Genomic DNA, 24,308 nt, shown 5'->3' on the forward strand with positions numbered 1-24,308 from the left:
CGGCTTCGTAGAGTTATCGCCATGTTGGCGGAATCCCCCCTGATACAGAGCCTGCGGACAGCCGTCGCCGCGGCGCCCGATGACGTCCCGTTGCGGCTGCACCTCGCCGCGCTGCTCCTCGACGCGGGGCACGGTGACGCCGCGGTCGCCGAGGTGGCTGTCGCGCTGCAGCGCGCGCCTGGGGACGTCGAGGCGCGGCGGTTGATGGCTCGGGCGTTGGGGGTGCCCACTCAGGAAGGTGCGCCCGCGCAAGAGGTGGCGTCTGCGCAAGAGGTCGCGCCCGCTCAAGAGGTCGTCCCAGCCCAGGAAGCCGACTCCGCGCCCGCCCGTCCCGGCTTCGACTGGAAAGCCGCCCAGGACCAAGTCGGCGACGTCCTCCCGCCCCGCTTCGTCGAGGCGCCCCTCACCGTCGACGGGGGCGGTGACGCCGGGGACGCCGCCGCGTGGGACGTGGAGCGGCCCGGTGCCGTCCGTCTCGCCGACGTGGGCGGGATGCAGGAGGTCAAGGAGCGGCTTGAGGCCGCGTTCCTCGCGCCGCTGCGCAACCCCGAGCTGCGGCGCGTGTACGGCAAGAGCCTGCGCGGCGGGCTGCTCCTGTACGGGCCGCCGGGCTGCGGGAAGACGTTCATCGCGCGGGCCGTCGCCGGTGAACTCGGCGCCGCGTTCCTGTCGGTGTCGGTCAACGACGTGCTCGACATGTGGATCGGCAACTCCGAACGCAACATGCACGAGATCTTCCGGACGGCCCGCCGCCAGGCCCCGTGCGTGGTCTTCCTCGACGAGCTGGACGCGCTCGGCGGCAAGCGCAGCCGCAGCCAGAGCAGCGGCATGCGCAACACCGTCAACCAGCTCCTGACCGAGCTGGACGGCGTCGACGCGGGCGCCAACGAGGGCGTGTTCGTCCTCGCCGCCACCAACGTGCCCTGGGACGTGGACATCGCGCTGCGCCGCCCCGGCCGCCTGGACCGCACCCTGCTCGTCCTGCCGCCCGACGGCCCCGCCCGCGAGGCGATCCTCCGCTACCACCTGCGCGACCGGCCCATCGAGAACGTCGACCTGGGCAAGCTCGTCAAGGCCACCGACGGCCTGTCCGGCGCCGACCTGGCCCACCTGTGCGAGGCCGCGGCCGAGCGCGCGCTGCTCGACTCGGCGCGCACCGGCACCGTGCGCCTCATCGGCATGAAGGACCTGCTCGCCGCCGCGCAGCAGGTCCTGCCGTCCACCGAGCCGTGGTTCGCCTCCGCCCGCAACGTGGCGATGTACGCCAACGACGGCGGCATGTACGACGACCTGGTCGCCCACCTCAAGAAGAAGCGGAAGCTGTGACCGCGATACACCCCGCCGTGGAGCGGGCCGACGCCCTGATCGACCTGGAGCGGTACGACGAGGCGGGCGCCCTGCTCGCCCAGCGCATCGCCGAGGACCCGGCCGACGTCCGCGCCTGGGCCAAACTCTCCCGCTGCCACCTCGACGCGGGCCGCCCGGACGAGGCGCTCGCAGCGGCCGACGAGGCCCTCGAGCTCGACCCGCAGGACGTGGGCGGGCTCCTCATGCGGTCCTACGCGCTGCGCCGCGTCGGCGGCGCCCGCATGCCCGAGGTCGAGACCGTCCTGCGCGAGGTGGTCCGCCTCGCCCCGGAGTACTGGCTCGGCCACGCCCTCCTCGCCGACGTCGTGTTCATCACGAACGTCGTCAGCCGCGGCCAGGCCAACGGCGGCCAGGTCACGCCCCAGGACATGGACGTCTCCGCCCGCCTCGCCGAGGCGCACGTCAAGGAGGCGCTGCGCCTGGGTCCCGAGGAGGTCTACGGCCACGAGGTCGCGTACAAGATCGCCTCGCTCGCGGGCAACGAGACCGTCGCCGACCAGCTCGACCTCGCCATCCTCCGGCTCGACCCGCACCACCCGCAGGCCCTGGAGCGTCAGACCCGCAAGGCCGCCGACACCCCCGGCGTCAAGGCCGTGGAGGCCGCCGACCTGTACGCCGCCGGGCTGGCCGCCGCGCCGGACTCCGAGGAGCTGCGGCGCGGCCTCGACCACGCCACGTACCGCATGCTGCGCGGCGTGCGCTGGCTCGCCCTGCTGTGCCTCGGCCTCGGCGCGTCGATGATCGACCTGTTCGCCGTCGACGGGGAGACGCAGCGCGAGCTGCCCGTCGAACTCGGCCAACGGCTCTGGTGCCTCGTCCCGATGAGCGCGATCTGGGCCGTCGGCGCCCTGCTGCGCTACCGCCGTCGGCGCACCGGCGTCCAGCTCAACGTCCAGTCGCTGCTCCGGCGCGGTCGCTGGGCCCGGATCGTGGTCGCCCAGGCGGCCTGGGCCATGCTCTGCACCCTCGTCATCACCCAAGTGCCGTGGACGGACCGGGCCGTGCCGATGGTGGTGTTCTGGGCCGGTCTGGCGCCGACGTTCGCCACGGTGTGGTTCGACCGGAGGAAGACGGGCTGACCGGGCCGGGGCAGCCCGCGGTCGGCCACGGACATTGGGTACTGGCTGCTGACAGCCCCCACCGTCCAGGAGAAGCGCCGTGAGTGAATTCGAGGCGATCGACGCGCTGCTCGCGGCCGCGCCCGACGCCAACCCGCTGCCGCCCGCCGAGCGGCGCCGGCTGCTGCGCGACGAGCTCGGCCGGTCGCGGGCGCAGGTCGCCCGCGCCCTGGGGGTGAGCTCGTCGACGCTCGCGGCGTGGGAGACGGGGCGCGATCCCAGCGGGGAGCTGCGCAGCCGGTACGTGTACTTCCTGCGGCAGGCCGAGGAGCGGGAGCGGCTGCGCCAGCTGGACGAGGAGCGGCGCCGTGGCGGTACGGCGGATGTCGTGGCCCTGGGCGGTGAGGCGTCGGGGGAGCCCGCGGCGACTGCCGCGCGGACCGCGCCTGCCGATGCCGCCTCTGCCGATGCCGGTGCCGACGACCAGGGCGAACTCGCCGAGCCGAGCCCCTGTGTGCTGTGCGGTCAGCCCGCCCGGCACCAGGTGGAGGGCTATCCGCAGCACCTCGACCCCGCCGAGTGCGCCGCTCCCGCGCCGGAGCCCCCGGTCCCCGCGACCCGGCCCGCCACCCCGGCCCGCTGCCGCTGCCCCGCAGCTCCTCAACGCCTCCGCCCCGCAGCCCAACGCCTCCGGCCCGCAGCGCGTCGTCCGCAGCCCGGGCCGAGGCATGAAGGTCGTGCCCGTGGGCCGCCGCGCCCAGGCCGCGTCCGACGTCCCCGACCTGATCGGCGACGCGGTCGCCGCTGCGCTCGCCGAGTGCGCCGGGGATGTGGAGGCGGCCACGGCGGCGCTGGTGAAGCGGGCGATCCCGGACGCGATGGCGCTGCTCGACGAGACCCGCAAGGGGGCCAGGTACGACGTCGTCGCGCACCCCTGGGTCCCGGACATCCTGCGCAAGCAGACGGCGCGCGGTGCGGACCAGATCTGGGAGGGCCGCCCCAAGTGGACCCGCGCCGAACTGCCGCCCGGTGCCCACGAGGTGACGGCGCTCGACATCAACGGCGCCTGTCTTTCCGCCCTGAAGACGCACCTCCCGATCGGCCAGCTGGAGCACTCCACCGGCTTCGACCACGACCACCGCCGCGCGGGCGTCCATCTGATCACCCCGCCCGACTGGCACCACGACGACGTCCTGCCCAACCCACTGGGCAACCGCGACGAACCGGGCCCCCTGTGGGTCACCGAGCCGACCCTCCGCCTGCTGCTGCGCCTGTCGGGCCCGAAGTACGGGATGTGCGACGCGCCGGAGATCCACGAGTCGTTCACGTCCGGCGCCACGGAGAACCTCCTTGAGAAGTTCCGCATCGCCCTGAAGGACGCCCGGGACGGGGCGATCGCCGGGGACGAAGAGGTGACGCTGGAGTACGTGAAGGCGATGTACTCGAAGTTCGTCTCCACGATGGGCGAGTCCCACTACAACCGTGAGCTGTACCGCCCCGACTGGATGCACCTCATCCGCTCCCAGGCGTTCTCCAACCTCTGGACGAAGGCGTACAAGGCGCACCGCGAGGGCCTGGGTGTCGTGCGCGCCATGGGCACCGACGAACTCCACGTCATCGGCGACTGGCGGTCGGTGTTCCCCGAGGGCCGCGGGGTGACCGAGGTGAAGGTCAAGGACACCTACACCGTCGGCACCGCCGCAGAACAGGCACCGGACGCCCAGTCCGACTGACTGGGCGTCCGGCCGAGCGGGCGGCGCGGGCCTCCGCCGGGACTCACCAGCGGTACCAGCGCCCCCTGCGTCCGCCGGCCCCGGCCGGGCGGACGATGAAGCCCACCAGCCACGCCACGATGACGACGGCCGCCACCAGCCACAGGAACTTGAGGGCGAAGCCCGCGCCGAACAGCACGAGAGCGATCAGCAGAACCAGCAGCAAAGGAACCATGTCTATCGACCTCCGCCACCCCGAGTGCCCGATGGCGCGGGCGTTATGCGGGCGGTGACGGCCGGTCCGGCTCAGTCCCAGACGCTCTTCCTCTCGTCCGCCGCCCCGTCGTCCCCGCCCGCGGCGCCGTCGGCGGGACCCCGCTCCCGTACGTACAGAAGCAGGAACGAACAGGCGCCCGCCGCGCCCGCGATGACGCACACCACCTCGGTGACGTCGGTGCCGAACAGCGTCATCAGGTGCGGGTCGCCCGCCGCGAGGGCCACGATCTGACCCGCGACCACGACGAGGCCGCCGAGCAGGAAGGCGATGAGCAGGACGCGGGTCGCGCCCAGCAGGAAGACACGCAGGAAGCTGTGCACGGTGGCTCTCCGTTTCTCCGTGTGCGGCTCGGCCGGGGACCCCGTGTGCGGCTCAGCCGGGTACCCACAGCACGCCCACCGCCATCAGGACGCCGAACAGGTAGGTCGGCACCAGGTAGTACAGGGCCACGGGCAGGAAGATGCGGGCCGGGTTGATGTCGGCGATGCCCGCGGCCACGTACAGGGGCGCCGCGCCCGGCGGTGAGCAGCCCTCGGACGAGGCCCACACGATCACCGACGCGAACGCGACGTGGGCGGGGATGCCGGCGGCGGTGAGCGCGGCGAAGGCGACGGGGCCGACGGCCGCGAGGGTGGACGTGGTGTTGAGGGGGCCCGCGACGACGACGAGGACCAGGCCCACCACGAGCGCCGCGACCAGGGGCGGGACGTCCTGGAGGTCCTTGAGGTACGGGGCGAGTTGCTCGCCGAGGCCGAGACGGGCGAGGACCTCCGAGGCCGCGAACGCCGACACCATCGTCACGCCCACGAGCCCCAGCTTCGCGCCGATCTCGCCCAGCGTCCGCCACCAGTCGGCGCCGCCGTGCGGCAGCGCCCGCCGCTCCACCAGGAGCCCTGCGACCAGCATCACCACCGGCAGCCACATGAGCAGCGGCACCGCGTCCGTGGCGTCGAGCCCGTCGAGGCGGTCCGTCGCCCAGTCGCTGCCGGGCCCCGCCGTGAGGAGGACCGGCACGGCGACGGCTGCGAGGACGAGGAGCGACGTCCAGCCCGAGCCGAACGACTGGCGCAGCGGCCGGATGTCCGCCGCGGTCATCGTCCCCACGCCCCGCCAGCGCACGATCGCGTACGCGATGACGAGCCGCATCCCGACCATCCACGCCCCGGTGACGAACAGCGTGGCCACGACGTCGTGCGAGGACAGCACCGGCACCACCGTCGGCGCGGCGAGCAGCACGAAGAACGCGCCGCTGAACGGGAACGTCGCGCCGACGCCCGCGTTGCCGGAAAGCACCAGCGCGGCTGTCTCGCCGCTGGCCCGCGACCGCTTCATCCACGGGATGGCCAGCGAGCCGACGGTGGCGACGATCGCCGCGCCGTTGTGCGCGACGGCTCCGAACAGGCCGGAGGCCACCGTCGCCGCGTACGCGGAACCGCCCTTGCGGCGGCCGAGCAGTGAGCTGAGGATGTCGATCATCCGGTGCACGAGGCCCGTACGCGTGAGCAGTTCGCTGACGAAGACGAACGCGAGCGCCGCGAACGTGATCTCCGACTTGAGGCCCTCGACGAGGCTCTCCCACGCCACGCGCGGCGCGTCGGTCCCGCCGAACGTCGCGCTCGCCAGGAACCCGAGGACCATCGCCTCGCCGATGTTCCGCCGGAATCCCACATTCCAGATGACGATGACGCCGATGAACGCCACCAGGGCGAGGATCGCGTTCATCGGCTTGGGTCCTCGAGTCCGGCCGCGCGGTACGCGGCGTGGGCCGGGGCGGCGGTGAGGTGGCGCAGGAGGGCGTGGGCCCCGGGGTGGTCCCTGGCGTGTGCGCCCAGCGCGATCGACAGGTCGGTGTAGTGCTGGACCTCCTCGGGGAACGCGCCGACGACCCGCGCGTCCGGCACGAACCGCAGCTCGCTCACCTGCTGCACGGCCAGGTCCGCCCGCCCGTCCGTGACCGCGAGGGCCGTGAACCCCTTGTCGACCACCGTGGCCCGGGAGTTGACCTCGGCCGCGATGCCGAGCCGGTCGAGCAGCGCGGCGAACGCGACACCGCTCGCGCCGGTACGCGAGTACGCCACCGACCGGGCGGACGTCAGCGCCCGCACGAGCGCCCCCGTGCTGGAAATATCCACGGCGGGCGCACCCGGCGGCACGGCCACCCCGATGCCCACGCGCGCGAGCGGCCGCAGCGAGGCCCGGTCGAGCACGCCCGCGTCGGCCAGCTTCGCCAGGCCGCTCGTCACCCCGACCATGACGTCGGGGCGCGCGCCGCCCGCGATCTGCTCAAGCAGGACGTTCGTGGGCTCGTACACCCCGTCGACGTCGATCCCGGTGGCGCTGGTGAACGCCTCCAGGACGACGTCGTCCAGGGCCTTCTTGATGGCGAGCGCGCTGAACAGGGCCACGGGGGAGGGGAGGCGAGGGGCGAGGGCGGCACGCTGCTCCGCACTGAGGCGGGCGTGCTCGGTACCGCGCAGGAGCAGGAAGATCCGCGCTGTCTGCTCCAGTTCCTCGACGGCCTCCAACGCCGCGTCGAGCCCGGGAGCCGCCACCACCGGACCGTGGTGCCGCAGCAGCAGCGCCGCGTGGGTACGGGCCTGCTCCTCGGCCGGGCCCGCGAGTCGGACGTCGCCCGGCGCGAAGTAGGGGAGCAGGGGGAGCCGTCCGACGCGCATGGCGTAGTAGGCGGTGAGCGGGGGGAGCGCGTCGTCCGGGTCGAGGCCGTCGAGGCACGACACCGCGGCGGCGTGCGGGGAGTGAGTGTGGACGACGGCCCGCGCGTCGGGGCGTGCGCGCAGCATCGCGGCGTGCAGGAACGCCTCTTTGGACGGCGGCGGTCCGTCGAGGTGCGCGCCGTCGGCGTCGATGACGGACAGGTCCTCGGGAGCCACGGCCCCGAGCTCGGTGCCGGTCGGGGTGATGAGGATGCTGCCGTCGGTGGTACGCAGCGACACGTTGCCGGTGCGTCCGTGCACGAGCCCGCGGGCGGCCAGGGCGTGGGCGGTGGTGACGAGGGCGGCGCGTGCGGAGGAGTGGGGGAGTGCGGGCGAGGGGTGCGAAGGGGCCGTGGCGGGCGGGTGTTGGGGGTGGTCGGGCGCGGTGCCAGGGACGGGGGTCCGGCGCGGGGTGGTGGTCATGGGCGGGCTCCTTGGGGGCGGCTTGGCGGGGAGGGGGTGTGCGGTGGGGGAGCGGAGCGGCCAGGAGGTGCGGGGGCGGCCGGTGCGGGCGCGTGGTGCGGGGGACTGGAGTGGTGTGTGGGAGCGGAGAGGTCCGGGGGCCGGGAGGGGGAGTGGCCCTGGGGCAGGGGGTGGTCGCGGGGTGCTGCCGAGGCCCTGACCAGGAAGTCCGGGGCGCCGAAGTTGCCCGACTTGAGGAGGAGCGTGATGTCGGGGCCCGAGGTGGGGTGGATCCACGGGACGCCGGGGGCCCCGGCGCGGCCGATCCAGGCGCCGGTGATGCCGAGTGCGGTGACCACGGAGCCCGAGGTCTCGCCGCCCGCCGCGATGATGCGGCGTACGCCCCGGGACGCGAGCCCGGCGGCGATGCGGCCGGTGGCCTCCTCCAGGACGGCCGCCGCCCGTTCGGCGCCCAATGCCCGTTGGACGGCCCGGAGTTCGTCGGGCTCGACGGAGGAGTGGAGCACGGGTGCGCCGTGGGGTGAGCCGGGCGGCAGGGCGTCGTACCAGTCGAGGGCGTGTCCGGCCAGCGTTGCCGGGTCGGGCTCGGCCACGGGGTCGAGGCGGTGCAGCGGGCGGCCCTGGGCGCGCAGGGCGTCGAGTTGTTGGAGGGTGCGCGCGGAGCAGCTTCCGGCGAGGACGGCCGCGGGCCAGGTGGCCAGGGGCTCCACCTCGTCGTACGGGGCGGGGGCGCCGCCCGGGACGGCGTGTGCCAGCCCGCCCGCGAGTCCGGCCGCCCCGGCGGTGAGCGGCGCGTCGGCCGTGGCGAGGCCGAGGGTGCGCAGGTCGTCCTCGTCGAGCGCGTCGGCGAGCAGGTAGCGGACGCCGCGCGCCGTCGCGTCGGTGAGCGCCGCGCGGACGGCCTCGACGCCCGCGCGCACGGTGCCCCACCGGACCACCTCCACCGGCTGGTCCGTCTGGGCCCGGAGAAGCCGGGGCAGCGACGAGTCGGTCATCGGCGTCACCGGGTGGTGGCGCATCGGCGACTCGGCCAACGGCACGCCGTTCACGAAGAGCCGGCCCTCGTACTGGGTGCGGCCGTGCTGCGGTGAGCTGGGGGTGAGGAGCACGGCCGGGGCGTCCAGGGCGTCGGCGAGCGCGTCCAGGACCGGGCCGATGTTGCCGTCGGGCGTGGAGTCGAAGGTCGAGCAGAACTTGAAGTAGACCTGCCGCACGCCGTGTTCGCGCAGGTGCTCCAGGGCCGCCAGCGACTCCGCGACGGCGTGTGCGGGGGCCGCCATCCGGCTCTTGAGCGCGACGACGACCGCCTCGTGCCCGTCCGGCGGCGCCACGTCCGCGCCCGGCACCCCGAAGTACAGGACGGTCCGCAGCCCGCTCTCCCGCAGGGCCAGGGCCACATCACCGGCCCCGGTCACGTCATCGGCGATCACTCCGAGCACGACGTGCTCCTCTCTGTTCCTGCCGTCGCTGTTCCTGCCGCCGAGGTGGCCTCCGCGGCCCGGCCCACCGCGCTGCGCAGGGCGCGGGCCGCCGTGTGCGGCCCGGTGTGGACGGGCAGCCCGAGTGCGGCAACCAGGTCGTCGGCGTGCGGCGCCAACGAGTACTGGGCCAGCAGCACCCCGTCCGCATCCCCGGGATCCGGGCGCTCGCCCGGGGCGATCACCTGGCCGACGGCCCGCACGGGCGACCCGGCAGCCCGCGCGGCGGCCCGGAACCGCTCCAGCGAGTCGTCCAACGCCCCGGCGAAGGACGCGAGGACGAGCACACGACGGTGGCCCCGGGCGAGCGCCGCGGCGAACGCGGCGGAGTCCGCCGCGAGCACCGGGACGGCCGCCTCGGCGCGCTCGGCCACCGGCCCGTAGAGCGAGCACGTCAGGAGTACGCCCCGGGCGCCGCCCGCCACGGCGTACGCGATGAGCCGCCGCATCCGGTCGGCGAGCGCCGGAGCCAGTCCGCCCTGTGCCTCGGCGTCGGTGAGCAGCGCGTCGTCGAGCAGGTTCCAGGGCTCGGCCTCGGGGAAGGCGTCGGCGAGCCCGGCGACGGCGGGGCCGATCGCCGCCGGGGTGGCGCTGATGAGCGCGATGCGCGGGCGCCCAGGTGGGGGAGCGGGGCGGGCGGAGGTGTTCACGCCGTCACCTCCGTGATCCAGCCGAGCCCGGCGACCGTGCCGTGGGCGGGCCGGTACTCGCAGCCGATCCAGCCGTCGTACCCGGCCGCGCGCAGCGCCTCGAAGACCCGCGGCCAGCGGATCTCGCCGGTGCCGGGCTCGGTGCGGTCGGGCGGGTCGGCGATCTGGAGGTGCAGGGCGTACGGCAGGCAGGCGTCCAGGGTCCGTACGAGATCGCCCTCGGTGACCTGGGCGTGGTAGAGGTCGAGGAGCAGCCCGGCCCGGTCGCGGCCGACGGCTTCCACGACGGCCGTCGCCCGGGCCTGGGTGCGGAGGAAGTAGCCGGGCGCGTCACGCCGGTTCTGCGCCTCGACGACGACGCGCACCCCGGTGCCGTGGGCGCGGTCGGCGGCCCAGGCGATGTTCGTGACGTAGGTGGCGAAGGCGCGCTCGGCGCTCACGTCCGGCGGTACGACCCCGGCCAGGACGTGCAGGAGCCCGGCGCCCAGCTCGGTGGCGTACGCAAGGCCGCGCTCGACCCCGGCACGGAAGTCCGCGACGCGGCCCGGGTGGCAGGCGAGCCCCGCCCGCTCCACCGAACCGGCCTCCCCGGCGGGCGAGTTGATGAGAACCTGCCGCAACCCAGCGTCCCGCAGCAGCCCGCGCAGTCGCGCCGGGGGATATGGATACGGGTCGGCGTACTCGACCCCCGCGAAGCCCGCCTCGGCCGCCGCGTCGAAGCGCCGCTCGAAGGACAGCTCCGTGAAGAGCCACTTGAGGTTGGCGGCGAGGGGCGGACCGCCGGGGACCCGGAGGCCGCTCGGGCCGAGCGGCGCCGCGCGCGGCGCCGGGGGAGGGGACGATTCCTCGGGCCGCGCCCCAGCCGTCTCACCAGCGACCCCCATCACCGCGCCGCCGCCGCGCGCGCCGCCGCCCACTCCGGATTCACGACGTGCTCGGCATCCCGTCCCGACAGCACGTCGATCACCTGCCGGGCCGCCGTCAGGCTGGAGCGCGACCGGGCCTCCGCCGTCGCGCCCGCGATGTGTCCGGTCACCAGGACATTGCCGAACGCCCGCAGCCGGGAGTCCGGCGGCAGCGGCTCACGCTCCGTCACATCCAGGGCGGCGCCCGCGAGTCGGCCCTCGCCGATCACGTCGGCGAGGGCCTCCTCGTCGACGATGCCGCCCCGCGCGGTGTTGATGAGGTACGCGCCGGGCCGCATCCGGCGCAGCGCGGCCCCGTCGATGAGGTGCCGGGTCGACGCGTCGAGGGCGAGGTGCAGCGTCACGAAGTCGGCCTCGCCGAGCACCTCTTCAAGGGACAGCGCCGCCACCCCGGTCTCCGCGTGGAACGCCGGGTCCAGGCGCGGGTCGTGCCCCACGACGCGCATGCCGAGGGCCAGGCCGAGGCGCGCCACGGTCCGCCCGATCGAGCCGAGCCCGACGACGCCGAGCGTCGCGCCCGCCAACTCCCGCCCGCTGGGCTGCGACCAGCCACCCGCCCGTACCTCGGCGACGTTCTGCGGAATGCCCCGCGCGCAGCTCACCATCAGGCCGAGCACATGCTCGGCGACGGACCGGCGGTTGGCGCCGGGGGTGCGTGTGACGGCGACGCCGCGGCGGGTGGCGGCGGCCACGTCCACGTTGTCGTACCCGGCGCCGCAGCGGGCGACGACCCGCAGCCCGGGGGCGGCATCGAGCACCGCCGCCGGGAACGGGTCGGTCCCCGCGACGACGCCCGCGGCACCCGCCTCGGCGACGGCCGAGGCCAGCGAGCGGCCTGCCGCGCGCCGGTCCGCGGGCCGCGCGAAGACCGTCCGCAGACCGGCTTCCCGCAGCAGCCGGTCGACCTCGCCGCCGGGTTCGAGATACGCCGTGGTCACGAGCACCACGGCCGATGAGTCATCGGGCAAGGGGTCCGGGCAATCCGGGGAGTCCGGGGAGCGCAGAGAGTCCGGGGAGTGCGAGGGGCGCTGGGCAGGCATGAGGATCCTCCTCGATCTATCGCTATACTATAGCGCGAAGCAAAATAGTATAGGATCGAGCTGTGATCAAGAGGGGGAGCGGCTGCGCTAGTGTCGGGCACCGAAGGAGGCATGATGGCTACGACGCGCCCGCCCGCCCGGCAACCCCTGGCCGACCAGATGTACGAGGTACTGCTCGGGCAGTTCATGGACGGTCTGTGGTCACCGGGGCAGTCCCTCAACATCGGGGCCCTGACCCGGGAGCTGAACGTCAGTCAGACACCGCTCCGCGAGGCCCTGGCCCGCCTGGAGCACACGGGTCTGGTGCGCCGCGAGGCGCTCAAGGGCTACCGCGTCGCACCGCTCTTCACCGAGCGCGAGCTGATCAAGCTGATGGACGCGCGGCTCCTCCTGGAACCGGCGATGGTCCAGGAGGCGGCGCGCCGCACCACGCCGGAGTTCCTGGACGAACTGAAGGAGAGCATCGAGGAGCTGAAGCGCTGCGCGGCGGCGCCGCGTTCGGCCTCGGTGCGGCCGTACTGGGCCGCCGACGAGCGCTTCCACCTGCGCATCGCCGCGCAGTGCGACAACCCGTTCCTGGAGACCGCCTACCGTTCCCTCGGCGGCCACGTCCAGCGCTTCCGCCTCTTCACCGAACTCGGCTCCTCCGAGGCCGAGTCCCCGGCGCGCGAGCACACGGCCGTGTACGAGGCGATGGCGGCGGGCGACGCGGACGGCGCCGCGAAGAAGATGCGGCGGCACATCGAGAACGCGAAGGCGCGGGCGCTGACGGACCGCCAGGCGGTGGCGGAGGCCTGACGGCCAGAGCCGTCAGGCCTGGCACCGGACGGGGGGCCGTCAGGCCCGGCACTGGACGGCCGGGTCCGATCCCGGCGTGTGCGGGCCCGATCCCGGCGTCTGCGGACCCGGGCCCGCGCGGTCAGTACCGCCGCACCTCCACGACCTGATCACCATCGGGTACGTCCGTGACCGTCACCGCGTCCGTCGGCACCCCGAGCCCCCGCGCCACCGCCGCCGTGAGACCGGCGAAGTCCTGGCCCTGGGGCACGGGAACCTCCTCGCCCTCGCCGTAGCTCTCGATCGCCTTGGTGAAGTAGGTCGGATGCCAGGCCCCGACCGCGCCCCTGACGTCCACCGATGCCACCTCGCGGGTGCCGACCAGGGCCTTGACGCGCTCCAGGACCTGGTCCGAGCGCAGCTCGCCCGGCACCTGGAACAGGCTCGCGTGCGCGCCCACCGCGCCGCCCGAGCGGAGGTGGACGGTGACGGTCAGACAGCTGGTGACGCTCGGGTACAGGAGCGTCCCGCCGGGCGCCGCCTCCTTGACCTGGCCCTCCGTCACCACGGTCGTCGCCGCCGCGGGGCTGTGGACGGTGGCCGTGGCGGCGCCGCCACGGGCGACCGGCCCGGCACCCTCGGCCGCGTGGGCCGATGCGGTGCCCGCGAGGCAGACCACGACCGCCGCACCGGCCACCACGGCCGACGCCGACAGCCGCCGCGTGCGCCGGGCCGCCGCCGCGCCGAGGGGCGCCGACCCGGCGTACGGCTGCGACTTCACGTGCTCACGTGGGGACAACTGGAACAACTCCTCTGCGGCAGAGCGCCCGCGGCGCACTCGGCCGCGGGCTGCGACCGATCACTCTATGCGGTGCTATGTCGTGCGCCGCGTCCACCATCGGGCCGCCCCGGAGGTGTCGCGCAGGGCGTTCGTCGCGCAGTGCACCTCGCCGCCGGCCAGGTGCGCCCAGGCGAAGTTCTCCACCCAGTGCACGCGCACCCCGCCCGTGGCCAGGGCCCTCTCGGCCGCCGCGCGGAACAGGTCGCGGCCCTGCAGCCGGGGCCCGTGGGGGTCGGGTGCGGCGTAGTCCCGGCCGGTGAGGGACAGGCCGTTGGCGATGCTGGGGGAGAGGGCGACGGCGCCCTCGGGGATGTCGGGGTGGACGGTGGACATGGTGTAGAGGACGGGCAGCCGCACCAGGTCGCGCTGGGTCAGACCGGTCTGCTTCAGCAGGACGCGGATCTGGCCGTCGATGTGTCCCGCGGCCTTCGCGTTGTCGGCGAGGAACTCGTCGTCGGCCAGGAGCCCGTCGACGGTGGGCTTGTCGGGCATGGTCGTCGCGGCGAACATCCGCTGCCCGCCCTCGCCCCCGCGCTGGGTGCGCCGCAGCAGGTCGAGGGCCTGGCGGGGGTCGGCGACGGCGAGCGTCCAGCCGCGCGCGTTGTCCGCCCGCACCACGTGCACGGTCTCGTCCACGTGCCCCACGAGCAGCCAGGACGTGTCGATCGTGAGGGACGGCTGCTGGGCCTGCGCCTCGATCATCCGCACGTACGAGGCGTCGGGCTGCCGGAGCGGATCGGTGCCGTACAGGACCCGGCCCTGCGGATATCCCGGGGAGGGCGGCAGGGACTCGAAGTTGCCGGTGGCGTTCTGCAGGTCGAGGCCGTCCGGCTCGCGGCCGGGCGTGAACTGCTGCACCACGCCGACGTCCGGCCCCCGGAAGTCACGGAACAGCAGCCGCCCGGACCGGCTCAGGGTCGTCTTCCCGCCCGTGGGCGCCAGCCACTTCATGGGACTGCGCAAGAGCACGCGCATGGTGTGCACCCGGCCGCCGGGCGCGGGCACGCTCGCCACGGTCGGCTCCACCATGTCCTGCCGCCAGATGTCGCGCCACCACTGCCGGGTACCGGCCGTGAACGTGACGTCCCGGTCGGCGAGGCCCGCGGCGCGCGCGGCCCGGCGCAGGGAGGAGGCGAAGGGCTGCCACTCGCGCGGCCGGTAGCCGTTGCCGATCCCGCCGGAGCCGGGGATGGCGCCGCTGCCCGGGCCGGGCTTGGCGGCGAAGACGCTCTCGGCGCGCTGGAGGTCGTTCTGGAACAGCACGGGCGCCACCTTCAGCCGCACGCGATCGGCGCTCTCGCGTCCCTGGCCGCGCACGCTGAGGGTCACGTCGACCTGGCCGTTCCAGCGGCGCGGGTCACGCACGATGTCGCGCCCCTCCAGGGCCATTTCGACCCCGGCGCGCAGCTCGGCCGCGGTGAGCGGTCCCCGCAGGACGCGCAGGTGGCCGTCGCGCCGGACGAAGAGCCGGACGTACGGGCGCTGCGCCGCGGGCACGTCGACATGGCCGGTCGCGTCCGCGCCCACCGCCGTGGGCGGAATGCGCAGCGGCGCCAGATCGGCCCGGTCGCGCACCCCGTTGACCTGCTCGTCGGCCGCGTCGTTGCAGGCGGCGAGGCGGGTGTCCACGGCCGGGTCGATCCGGTCCAGGTCGCCGGGGCGCGTCCGGCAGCGGCGCGAGTCGTCGTCGACGTTCGCGAGGAACACCGCCCCGCGCCCCGGCTGCCAGGTGTCCTCACCCGCCTCGTCGGAGCCGCCGGTGACGTCGACGCGGCCGTCCTGGTTCACGTCGGCGCGCAGGTCCGCGCGGGGTGGGCGGTCGGCGGCGGCGGCCGGTGGTCCGGCGAGGGCGGTGGCGGCGAGCAGGGCGACGGCGACGGCCGTTGTGGTGGCCTGTGTCCGTGACCTCGTCGCCTGGGGCACGCTCGATGCCTGGGGCGCGCTCGATCTCTGGGGCATGCTCGATGTCTTGGGCACGACGGGGCCTCCTGGAGGCGGCGGGTGCGAGCAGGTGCGGAGAATGTCCGCATTCCATGCTCGTCCGCGTGGAGCGGCTGTTCATCGTGCCGAGTGCGGAGCCCGCCACTACATCGATGTGGCTACCGCCCCGTCGCCCCGTCCTGCTCGGGGTGTGCTCCCGGAACCCGTACGTCATCCCCCGCCCGAGCCACCGGCTCCGGGTGGGCAAACGGAAGTACCGCGAAGATCCGCACAACCGTTCGTGCGCGGCAGGGGTCTTGGGGGTGCAACCAATCGAGTTCCTAGGGGGAACGGACGTGCGCAGCCACATCCGTCGCGCGGTCGTGATCGCCGCGGCGGCCACGACACTCACCGGGGGTCTGCCGGGCTTCACCGGTACCCAGGCGGCCCAGGCCGCCACCACGGGCCCCGCGCCCACCCGGTACGCCGACGACTTCAACGGCGACGGGTACCACGACCTCGCCATCGGCGCCCCGGACGGCGCGGTGAACGTCCCCGGCGCGGACGGCGCGCCCACCCGGGCCCTGAGCGCGGGCTACGTCACCGTCTCGTACGGCTCGAAGAACGGCGCCCAGAGGACCGGCCTGAAGGCCGTCACCCAGAGCAGCCCCGGCGTGCCGGGCGGCGCGCGGCAGAACCAGCGGTTCGGCCGGACGCTCGCAGGCGGCGACTTCAACGCCGACGGCTACGCGGACCTCGCCGTCGCGTCCCGCGACGAGGTCACCCTGGTCTGGGGCGGCCCCACCGGCCTCAAGGGCGGCACCACGATGTCCGGCAGCGCGGCCGGGCCCGGCTTCGGCGCGGTCCTGAAGGCCGGTGACTTCACCGGGGACGGCAGGACCGACCTGGTCGTCGGCTACTCCACGGCGATCCGCCTGCACCAGGGCCCGTTCAAGGCCGACGGCTCGCCCGCCGCGGTCAAGCCGGTGGACGTGGGCGCCATGTTCGGCTACGCCGACGCACAGAAGCGGCTCGCCGTGGGACGGGTCAACAAGGGCGCCATCGACGACCTCGTGGTGCTCGGCGAGGAGCGCAGGCGGGGCCGGGTGCTGCTCGGCGGCGCGTCCGGGCTGCGCAAGACCGCGGCCACCGTCCGCGGCGGCAACAGCGTCGCGGTCGCCGACTTCGACAAGGACGGGTACGGCGACATCGCGGTCGGCGACTCGGCGTACGCGATCGACTCCGAGCGGCACGCGGGCCGGGTCCAGATCAACTACGGCTCCGCCGGCGGCGTGGACGAGAACCGCGGTGCCAAGACGTTCACCGAGGACAGCCCCGGCGTCCCGGGCGGAGTCGAGGCGGGGGACAGCTTCGGCAGCGACGTCGCCGCGGCCGACCTCAACCGGGACGGCTACGCGGATCTGGTCGTCGGCGCTCCCGGCGAGCGGCACGCCACCTGCGAGCACTGCTACATCAGCGGCGGCGGCATGTACGTGCTCAAGGGCGCGAAGAGGGGCGTGACCGGCACCGGCGCCGCGTTCTCCCCCTACAACGCGCCCGGCCTGCCCCGTCCCGAGGGTGTCTACCGCATCCCGCAGCTCCTCAAGATCACGGATCTGAACGGGGACAAGCAGCCCGAGATCGCCCTCCCGGTCCGGGCGAACACGTCCGAGGTGTGGTCGGTCGGCACGAAGGACGGCAAGATCGCCGGGGCCGCGCCCACCCGCGTGGTGAAGGCTCCGGTGGCTGCTCAGGTGCCGTGGGCCGGGGACGAGTTCGGGGTGTTGGCGCGCTGACGGTCCCGTAGCCGCTCGTACCCGTTCATGGCCCCAGGGGCCCTGTCGCTCGACTCGTCGGCGCAGGGCTCCTGGGGCATCTCCATGTCTGGGGGCGGGTGTCGGGTGACGGGCGCCGGATGTCTCCCGACGTCGGATGTCCCCGCCGGGCGGACGTGGCCCGACGGGGCATCACATCTTGCCGCGGCCGTCGGTGAAGTGCGGCAGGACCATGTCCACCAGGGCGTCGACATCGGCCTCGACCATCGGCTCGCCGGTCATGCCCATCCGGTGCAGCAGCACGCCGACCACGACGTCGATGAAGAACAGGACCCGGTTCTCCGGCTCGTCCAGCGCCTCCTGGAGCGCCAGCCGGTACGGGTCCTGCAGCCGCGTGGACAGGATCTCCCGCAGGGCCGGGTCGCTGACGGCGTCGCTGAACACGCCGGCGAACGCGTCGCCCACCCCCGGCTCACCGATCTTCGCCGCGACCCAGCGGATGGTCGAGGTCATCAGCTCGGCGCGACTGGAGCCCGTCAGCGGCGCCGGGCCGAACGCGTCCAGGAGGCAGTCCACGATCAGCTCGCCCTTCGACGGCCAGCGCCGGTAGACCGTCGACTTCGCGATCCCGGCCGCGGCGGCGATGCGATCGACGGTGGCGCGCGCGTAGCCGAGTTCCTCGACTGTGCTCAACGTGGCGGCGAAGACAGCGGCGTTGACGCCGGAGCGCGGACGGCCGGGCGGCCTGGCGGATGTGGTCGATGTCATAGCCGCACGATACCTCTTTTCGCTACCTTGGGTATCGATACCTGAAGTCGCGAAACTCTCTCGCGGCGGGCTCGCGAACGAGCCGGGCAACGAGCTGGCCAACGGGCTGACGCATGAGCTGGTCAACGAGCCCACCCACGAACTCACTGGCGACGAGACCCCTTTGAGCAAGGAGAAGGCATGAGCGAGAGCACCACCGCGGAGCGGCCGCCGGAGCCCGACTGGCTGGCGATGACCACCGAGGAGCTGGTCGCCTACCGCGACGCGGAGAACCGCTTCCGGGCGTCCAGCGCGATCCGGGCGATGACCGGGGAGCCGGACCCCGGCGCCACGATCCGATGGGAGAAGGTGGCACTGCCCGGCCGTGAACTCCCGGTCCGGGTGCACCGACCGGTCACCGGGCGCGACGGCGAAGGCGTGCGGCGGGGCGGGCTGCCGCTCGTCATCCACGTGCACGGGGGCGGGTTCGTGGGTACGGCCGTGCAGTGCGACTGGGTCACCAGTCACGTGGCCGCCCGACTGCCCGCCGTCGTCGTCTCGGTGGAGCACCGCCTCGTCGACCCGGACCATCCGCTGTCGGCCGCCGTCGACGACGGCTGGGACGTGCTCCAGCACGTGGTGCGGCACGCCGCGCAGTGGGGCGTGGACCCGGAGCGGACCGCCGTCTTCGGCGAGAGCTGCGGCGCGTTGATCAGCGCCCTGGCGGCGCTCCGGGCCAGGGAGGCCGGCCTGGGGCTGCGGGCGCAGGTGCTGGTGAACCCCGCTGTCGACGTGACCGGGTCGATGCTCGACCACGCCTCGGCCGCCGAGCACGCGCACACCCCGACCCTCGCCGTGCCGCAGCTGCGACTCTTCCAACGGCTCGCGGCTCCCCCGGGATCCGACCCTCGCGCGCTCTCGCCGCTGTACGCCGACGACCTCACCGGGCTTGCCCCGGCGCTCGTGGTGGTGCCGACCCACGACCCGTTGGCCGACCACGGCCGCCGCTACGCCGAACGACTGCGGGCGGCCGGGACGCCCGTGCGGCTCACCGAACACGCCGAAGCGCCGCACGCGTTCCTCAGCCTGCCGGGCGTGGTCCCGCAGGCCGCGGCCGCGCGCGCGGAGATCTTCGACTTCCTCCGGGCTTCCCTCGCCGACCTGGGCTAGCCCGGAGGCCCGCATCCGCCGCCCCGTGAGGTGACCGCCAACTCGCGGGGCGGCGGCCGTTCTTGGGCCGGACGCCACCTTCTTCACGCCTCTTCACCAGGGCGTCACCTGCGCGACAGGGTGACGCCCTGTCCGCGCGTGGGCACGTTGTGAGATGAACCACGATGATCGCGCAGGAGGGCTGAAACGGGCAAGAAGCGGAGCGCTGGTGTGGCCAAACGGGCACAACCTGGTCCGGATGTGCCCGTTTCGTCGAGTGCTGCCCGGTGCGTCGTGTGTGTCCGGGTCGGGTGTCGCGGATGCGAACTGGGTGGAGTTGATGCCAGGTAGCGGAGGCGTTGTGGCTCTTCGCTTCGGCATATATAGAGGGCGCTCGCGGTGCCGGGCAGCAGTTCTTACGCGCCAGTAAGCGAGCGCTGCCGCGCCGCCGATAGCCACAAATGGACGGGGTGGTGCGGGCAAAGGCAGGTCCGATACTGTTGCGCCAGGCACGGACCAGTGACATCGCATTCACCTGACCATGAGCGATCCACCCGCGTATCCGATCGGGCACCCCCGGAGGAGCATTCACTTTGCCTCCCCGCATCGAGCCCGAAGCCCATATGGAGTCCACCCAAAGGGAGAGCACGGCCCAGTGACCCGCGATGCCGGTTCTGGTACTTCCGAGCGAGCCTTCCCGGCTGCCGTGTGGAGACCGGGGCCGGGTTGCTGTCCCTACTCAAAAGTAGGTAGTGACTGGCGTCACGCGGCACTTGGCAGATGGAGTGCGCGCCGCCATTTTTTGCTTACCCCGACGTATTGATTGCCTCTGCCCGACCGCTGTCTTGTCGAGTTCGAAACAGAGTTTTAACAATACCTTTCCGCGTGTCCCGCGGGTAATGAACTCGCCCATGGTTGCGCTGTCCTGGCGCACCGCTTCGTCGGCGACTGGCAGTCGGCGCGACACCCGTATCCGGCCCGGCGGCGCCTAGGTCGCAGCACCCGTGCCATGGCCCGGTCGTGAGCCGCGGGTGGCGCCGCCGGAGTCTTTGTCGTCCCAGCTCACGGTGGTGCCCGGACCTCGCGCCGTGGTGTCTCCGGGCAGGCCGCTGCCGTGTTCCAGGCCCAGGTCATCGGTGTTCCCGGCGGTAACGTCACGGGTGTGCTCGGCGCTTTCCGCTACGCGCGCGGTGGGTGTTTCGACGCGGATGCGGATAGGTGTCCCCATGTTAAGGGATGCGTGCGACCCGAGGTTGACGGTCGCACGGCAGTCGGGCATCGAGAGGGGTACCGGATGTTCCCCTTCCGCTTATAGCGGTGTGCCCTTTCAGTTGCCCCAAAGGGCAGCGGAGTGGCTGCGTCCAGCGGGTGAGAGCTGGGGTTTTGCGTACCCTGGCAGCGCCGGGGGCGGGGTTAATTCCTCAAGTCGGCCCCGTAAATTTCGTGAGCCCGGGCGCGCCGACTCGCGCCAACACGGCGCCAACGGGTATTCCTCGCGCGGGCGCGTTACGACACGTTGTCCGACACGCGGCAGACTGGAAATAGCCGTCGACCGACCGGAAATATACGCCAGTTGACAATTTCTGGAGCGCTGGTCTTGACTTGCGCCAGTTGTCGGTGCGGTTTGGCTGAGAAGTGTGCGAGCCAATTCGGGCCAATGATGCGTGTGTTCATTAGCGGACGATTGACGAGGGCAGAGGCTGCCATGTGCGAATTGGCACGAGTGGACATCGGCACTGTCGCCGTCATCGGAGTCGCGCCTGCGGCACCGGTGCGGACCGAGCCGGATCCCGGAGTTTGGGCCGAACTGACCGGTGTGACACCGCCGGCGGACCTGACCGCCGCGGTGGAGTCGGCGTGGACGGCCTGTGGGGACGCGGGCATCGGTGACGACCGGGCGGGCATCGGCGTCTTCCTGGCCGCCGACGGCGCCGGCGAAGGCGACGCGGACGAGTTAGCGCGGGTGCTCGGCCTCCTCGGCCCGTGCCGGACCGCGCACGACCCGCTCGCCGAGGCCCTCGCCGCGGTGCGTTCCGGCGAATGCGGCCTGGCCCTCGTCGGGTCGGACGGTGCCCACGCCGTGCTCGCGAGGGGCGACGACGCCCGGACCGCGACCTTCGCCTACCGGCTCGGCACCGACGCCGAGTTGCCTGACAACGTTCTCACCCTCGTCGAGTCCGCCCTGCGCGCGGGCCGCCCCGCCCCCGGCCGCGCCGCCGCCGAAGGCCCCGCCGTCCCGATCGCGCTGACGGCGCACAGCCAGGACGCCCTGCGGGCCCGCGCCGCCGACCTGTGCATACTCCTCGACGCCGAGCCGGAACTCCCGCTCGCCGACGTCGCCTTGTCCCTCGCCACGACCGGCCCCGCGCTCGCCGAGCGCGCCGTGTTCGTCGGCGCCGACCGGGCCCGCCTCACCGACGAGCTGGCCGCCTTCAGCAAGGGCGGATTACCCGTACCGGGACTCGCCACCGGCGGCCCCGCCCCGGCCGCGGCGGGCGGCCTCGCCTTCGTGTTCCCCGGGCACGGGCCCCAATGGCCGGGCATGGCCGACGAGTTGATGGACCGCTTCCCGGTGTTCGCCGAGCAGCTGCAGGCCTGCGCGGACGCCCTCACACCGCACGTGGACTGGCCCGTCATGGACGTCCTGCGCGGCCGCACGGACACGCCGTCGCTCGACCGGCCGGACGTGGGACAGCCCGCACTCTGGGCGATGATGGTGTCCCTGGCCGCCCTGTGGCGGTCCTGGGGCGTGGTGCCCGACGCCGTGATCGGCTCCAGCGCCGGCGAGCTCCCGGCCGCGACGGTCGCGGGCGCACTGTCCGTCGAGGACGGTGCGCGGGCCGTGGCCGTGTTCGGCCAGGCGCAGGTGCACCTGCTCGAACACGGCGTGATGCTGTCCGTCCTCGCGTCCGCCGACGAGGTACGCGAACGGCTGACCCGCTACGACGGCCTCGACCTCGCCGCCGTGCACGCCCCCGGCTCGGTCCTGGTCTCCGGCGTCGAGGACCAGGCCGACGAACTCCTCGCCGAACTGGCCGTGGACGGCATCAAGGCCAGGGCCATCGACATCCGCATCGCGGCGCACGGCCGCCAGGTCGACGCGGTCCTCGACGGGCTGCGCGCCGACCTCGCCCCGATCGAGCCCCGCCCGACGGACGTGCCGATCTACCTGGGCACAACGGGCGAGCGGGTCGACCCGCTCACGCTCACCACGGACCACTGGTGCCGCAACCTGCGCCACACCGCCGACTTCGAGAGCGCCACCCGCGCCGCACTTGCCGCGGGCCACCGCCTGCTCGTCGAGTCGAGCCCGCACCCCGTCCTCACCAGGGCTGTGCAGGAGACCGCCGAGGACGTCGCCGTGGACGCCGTCGTCCTCGGGACGCTGCGCCGGGGCCCGGGCAGCGCCGACCACCTGACCGCCGCGCTGGCCGTGCTGCACGCGCACGGCGTACTCCCCGACTGGGACGCGGTGTTCGCGGGCCGGGACGCCCGCGCGGTGCCGCTGCCCGCCTATCCGCTGGACGCGGCGCCCGCAGCCACCCCCGCCCCGTCCCTCGCCGACCGGCTCGCGGCCGCCCCCGACCGCCACGAACTGCTCCTCGACCTGGTCCGCGCGCAGGTCGCCGCCGTCGCGGGCGGGGACGCCGCGCTCTCCGCCGACGTGGACGCGCCGCTCCTGGAGCTGGGCGTCGACTCGGCGGGCGCGGTGTCCCTGCGCAACCTCCTGAACGCCGCCACCGGCCTGAAGCTGCCCGTGTCCGCGGTGTTCGACAACCCGACGTGCCGAGGCCTCGCCACGCACATCGACCGGGTCCTGCTCGGCGCGCCCACCGACGACGACGAGGCGCCGGTCGCCATGACGGGCGGCGACGACGAGCCGATCGCCGTCGTCGCGATGAGCTGCCGCCTGCCCGGCGGCGTACACAGCCCCGAGGACCTGTGGGAGCTGCTGTCCGCGGGCGGCGACGGCATCACCGCGTTCCCCGCCGACCGCGGCTGGGACCTGGACGGACGCTACGACGAGGACGCCGAGCGGGTGGGCGGCTACTACCAGCGCGAAGCCGGATTCCTGCACGAAGTCACCGAGTTCGACCCGGAGTTCTTCGGGATATCGCCGCGCGAGGCCCTCGCCATGGACCCGCAGCAGCGGCTGCTCCTGGAGATCTCCTGGGAGGCGATCGAGCGCGCGGGCATGGACCCCGCGGGGCTGCGGGGCAGCCGCGCGGGCGTGTTCGTGGGCGCGATGACGATGGACTACGGGCCGCGACTGCACGAGGCGCCCGCGGACCTGGAGGGCTACCTCCTCACCGGCAACACCGCGAGCGTCGCCTCCGGCAGGCTCTCCTACACGTTCGGCTTCTCAGGGCCCGCCGTCACCGTCGACACGGCGTGCTCGTCGTCGCTGGCCGCCCTGCACCTGGCCGTGCAGTCGCTGCGCCGTGGAGAGTGCACCGTCGCGCTCGCGGGCGGCGTCACGGTCATGCCGTCGCAGGGCATGTTCGTGGAGTTCAGCAGGCAGCGCGCGCTGGCCCCCGACGGCCGCAGCAAGGCGTTCTCGGCCAGCGCGGACGGGTTCGGCCTCGCCGAGGGCGCCACCATGGTGCTCCTCGAGCGGCTCTCCGACGCCCGCCGCCACGGCCACCCCGTGCTCGCGCTGGTCAAGGGCACCGCCATCAACCAGGACGGCGCGTCCAACGGCCTCACCGCCCCCAGCGGCCCCGCGCAGCGCCGGGTGATCCGGCAGGCGCTCGCCGACGCGGGCGTGTCCGCCGCCGAGGTCGACGCCGTCGAGGCGCACGGCACCGGCACGAAGCTGGGCGACCCGATCGAGGCGGACGCGCTGCTCGCCACCTACGGCCAGGAGCACCCGGCCGACCGGCCGCTGCTGCTCGGCTCGGTGAAGTCGAACATCGGCCACACGCAGGCCGCGTCCGGCGTCGCGGGCCTGATCAAGATGGTGCTCGCGCTGCAGCACGGCGAGCTGCCCAAGAGCCTGCACATCACCGAGCCCACCCCGCACGTGGACTGGACGACGGGCGCGGTGTCGCTCGTCACCGAGACCACGCCGTGGCCGGAGGTCGAGCGCCCCCGGCGGGCCGGTGTGTCCTCGTTCGGCATCAGCGGCACCAACGCCCACGCCGTCCTGGAGCAGGCGCCCGACGAGGTTCCGGCCGACCCGGAGCCGTCGTCGGCGTCCGTGCCGCTGGTGTTCTCCGCGCGCTCGGAGGACGCCCTGCGCGCCCACGCCGCCCGACTCGCCGCTGTCGTGGAGCAGTTGACGCCCGCCGACATGGCGGCCGGTCTGCTGTCCCGCTCGGTCTTCGAACACCGGGCCGTGGTGGTCGCGGGCGGCGCCGACGCGCTGACGGCGGTGGCCCAGGGGGCCGAGTCCGCCCGGGTGGCGATGGGTGTCGCGCGGCCTGCGGGCAAGGTGGCGTTCGTGTTCCCCG

18 protein-coding genes and 1 pseudogene are annotated in these 24,308 nt (G+C 73.9%); 8 read left to right on the plus strand and 11 right to left on the minus strand.

What is annotated here, in order from left to right:
- Positions 1–21: 21 nt before the first annotated feature.
- The 4 genes and pseudogenes from IE274_RS10330 to IE274_RS40355 all read left to right on the plus strand — a co-directional run bounded on the left by IE274_RS10330 (position 22) and on the right by IE274_RS40355 (position 4,159).
- Complete coding sequence (locus IE274_RS10330; protein ID WP_190115309.1) at positions 22–1,326, plus strand: ATP-binding protein; 1,305 nt, start codon at positions 22–24, stop codon at positions 1,324–1,326.
- Complete coding sequence (locus tag IE274_RS10335; protein ID WP_229909418.1) at positions 1,323–2,447, plus strand: tetratricopeptide repeat protein; 1,125 nt, start codon at positions 1,323–1,325, stop codon at positions 2,445–2,447. The genes IE274_RS10330 and IE274_RS10335 overlap by 4 nt, the downstream gene beginning before the upstream one ends.
- A gap of 79 nt (positions 2,448–2,526) precedes the next feature.
- A pseudogene (locus tag IE274_RS40350) lies at positions 2,527–2,664 on the plus strand (hypothetical protein); the annotation flags it as partial.
- 490 nt (positions 2,665–3,154) lie between these two features.
- A complete protein-coding gene (locus IE274_RS40355) occupies positions 3,155–4,159 on the plus strand; it encodes a hypothetical protein (RefSeq protein ID WP_373305723.1) in 1,005 nt (334 codons plus the stop codon).
- 43 nt (positions 4,160–4,202) lie between these two features.
- On the opposite strand, the gene IE274_RS10345 is transcribed toward IE274_RS40355, so the two are convergent.
- The 8 genes from IE274_RS10345 to IE274_RS10385 form a co-directional block, all read right to left on the minus strand.
- Positions 4,203–4,373 carry a hydrophobic protein gene (locus tag IE274_RS10345; RefSeq protein ID WP_190115311.1) on the minus strand — a complete coding sequence of 57 codons (171 nt, stop codon included), beginning with the start codon at positions 4,371–4,373 and terminating at the stop codon, positions 4,203–4,205.
- Positions 4,374–4,444: 71 nt separating this feature from the next.
- On the minus strand, positions 4,445–4,735 hold the full coding sequence (locus IE274_RS10350) for a hypothetical protein (protein WP_198897866.1): 291 nt from the start codon (positions 4,733–4,735) through the stop codon (positions 4,445–4,447).
- 52 nt (positions 4,736–4,787) lie between these two features.
- Complete coding sequence (locus IE274_RS10355; RefSeq protein WP_190115312.1) at positions 4,788–6,137, minus strand: TRAP transporter large permease subunit; 1,350 nt, start codon at positions 6,135–6,137, stop codon at positions 4,788–4,790.
- Entirely contained in the window at positions 6,134–7,552 is a 1,419-nt protein-coding gene (locus IE274_RS40190; RefSeq protein WP_307822163.1) for a class II aldolase/adducin family protein, read from the minus strand. Before IE274_RS40190 ends, IE274_RS10355 begins: the two co-directional genes overlap by 4 nt.
- Positions 7,549–8,991, minus strand: coding sequence for a 3-oxo-tetronate kinase (otnK, locus tag IE274_RS10370; RefSeq protein WP_198897865.1), 1,443 nt, complete (start codon positions 8,989–8,991; stop codon positions 7,549–7,551). Before otnK ends, IE274_RS40190 begins: the two co-directional genes overlap by 4 nt.
- Positions 8,979–9,680 carry a hypothetical protein gene (locus IE274_RS10375; RefSeq protein ID WP_229909419.1) on the minus strand — a complete coding sequence of 234 codons (702 nt, stop codon included), beginning with the start codon at positions 9,678–9,680 and terminating at the stop codon, positions 8,979–8,981. Before IE274_RS10375 ends, otnK begins: the two co-directional genes overlap by 13 nt.
- Positions 9,677–10,564 carry a hydroxypyruvate isomerase family protein gene (locus IE274_RS10380; RefSeq protein WP_190115313.1) on the minus strand — a complete coding sequence of 296 codons (888 nt, stop codon included), beginning with the start codon at positions 10,562–10,564 and terminating at the stop codon, positions 9,677–9,679. Before IE274_RS10380 ends, IE274_RS10375 begins: the two co-directional genes overlap by 4 nt.
- A complete protein-coding gene (locus tag IE274_RS10385; protein ID WP_198897864.1) occupies positions 10,564–11,553 on the minus strand; it encodes a phosphoglycerate dehydrogenase in 990 nt (329 codons plus the stop codon). The genes IE274_RS10380 and IE274_RS10385 overlap by 1 nt, the downstream gene beginning before the upstream one ends.
- 204 nt (positions 11,554–11,757) lie before the next feature.
- Between IE274_RS10385 and IE274_RS10390 the strand changes: the two genes are divergently transcribed.
- A complete protein-coding gene (locus IE274_RS10390) occupies positions 11,758–12,444 on the plus strand; it encodes a GntR family transcriptional regulator (protein WP_190115315.1) in 687 nt (228 codons plus the stop codon).
- A 121-nt stretch (positions 12,445–12,565) separates the two neighbouring features.
- On the opposite strand, the gene IE274_RS10395 is transcribed toward IE274_RS10390, so the two are convergent.
- Both IE274_RS10395 and IE274_RS10400 read right to left on the minus strand, forming a co-directional pair.
- A complete protein-coding gene (locus IE274_RS10395; RefSeq protein WP_229909420.1) occupies positions 12,566–13,222 on the minus strand; it encodes a hypothetical protein in 657 nt (218 codons plus the stop codon).
- Positions 13,223–13,297: 75 nt separating this feature from the next.
- Positions 13,298–15,241: a protein-arginine deiminase family protein gene (locus IE274_RS10400; RefSeq protein WP_190115316.1), complete on the minus strand. Its 1,944-nt coding sequence runs from the start codon at positions 15,239–15,241 to the stop codon at positions 13,298–13,300.
- A gap of 299 nt (positions 15,242–15,540) precedes the next feature.
- Here IE274_RS10400 and IE274_RS10405 point away from each other — a divergent pair, with 299 nt between their 5' ends.
- Positions 15,541–16,980: an FG-GAP and VCBS repeat-containing protein gene (locus IE274_RS10405; RefSeq protein ID WP_190115317.1), complete on the plus strand. Its 1,440-nt coding sequence runs from the start codon at positions 15,541–15,543 to the stop codon at positions 16,978–16,980.
- A gap of 171 nt (positions 16,981–17,151) precedes the next feature.
- Here IE274_RS10405 and IE274_RS10410 read toward each other — a convergent pair whose 3' ends face one another.
- Entirely contained in the window at positions 17,152–17,727 is a 576-nt protein-coding gene (locus IE274_RS10410; RefSeq protein WP_190115318.1) for a TetR/AcrR family transcriptional regulator, read from the minus strand.
- Positions 17,728–17,907: 180 nt separating this feature from the next.
- On the opposite strand from IE274_RS10410, the gene IE274_RS10415 reads away from it, so the two are divergent.
- On the plus strand, positions 17,908–18,876 hold the full coding sequence (locus IE274_RS10415) for an alpha/beta hydrolase (RefSeq protein WP_190115319.1): 969 nt from the start codon (positions 17,908–17,910) through the stop codon (positions 18,874–18,876).
- A 1,702-nt stretch (positions 18,877–20,578) separates the two neighbouring features.
- Positions 20,579–24,308 (plus strand): type I polyketide synthase (locus IE274_RS10420; protein WP_229909439.1); only part of this gene is annotated, 3,730 nt, incomplete at its 3' end.

The sequence above is a fragment of the Streptomyces flavofungini genome (genome assembly GCF_014650815.1).
Taxonomy (GTDB): Bacteria; Actinomycetota; Actinomycetes; order Streptomycetales; family Streptomycetaceae; genus Streptomyces; species Streptomyces flavofungini.

What these genes read in the sequence shown, in the direction of transcription:
- IE274_RS10345 (WP_190115311.1), bottom strand. Translation starts at nt 4,373, where the DNA reads ATGGTTCCTTTGCTGCTGGTTCTGCTGATCGCTCTCGTGCTGTTCGGC.
- IE274_RS10355 (WP_190115312.1), bottom strand. Translation starts at nt 6,137, where the DNA reads ATGAACGCGATCCTCGCCCTGGTGGCGTTCATCGGCGTCATCGTCATC.
- IE274_RS10390 (WP_190115315.1), top strand. Translation starts at nt 11,758, where the DNA reads ATGATGGCTACGACGCGCCCGCCCGCCCGGCAACCCCTGGCCGACCAG.
- IE274_RS40355 (WP_373305723.1), top strand. Translation starts at nt 3,155, where the DNA reads ATGAAGGTCGTGCCCGTGGGCCGCCGCGCCCAGGCCGCGTCCGACGTC.
- IE274_RS10330 (WP_190115309.1), top strand. Translation starts at nt 22, where the DNA reads ATGTTGGCGGAATCCCCCCTGATACAGAGCCTGCGGACAGCCGTCGCC.
- IE274_RS40190 (WP_307822163.1), bottom strand. Translation starts at nt 7,552, where the DNA reads ATGACCACCACCCCGCGCCGGACCCCCGTCCCTGGCACCGCGCCCGAC.
- IE274_RS10410 (WP_190115318.1), bottom strand. Translation starts at nt 17,727, where the DNA reads ATGACATCGACCACATCCGCCAGGCCGCCCGGCCGTCCGCGCTCCGGC.
- IE274_RS10380 (WP_190115313.1), bottom strand. Translation starts at nt 10,564, where the DNA reads ATGGGGGTCGCTGGTGAGACGGCTGGGGCGCGGCCCGAGGAATCGTCC.
- IE274_RS10415 (WP_190115319.1), top strand. Translation starts at nt 17,908, where the DNA reads ATGAGCGAGAGCACCACCGCGGAGCGGCCGCCGGAGCCCGACTGGCTG.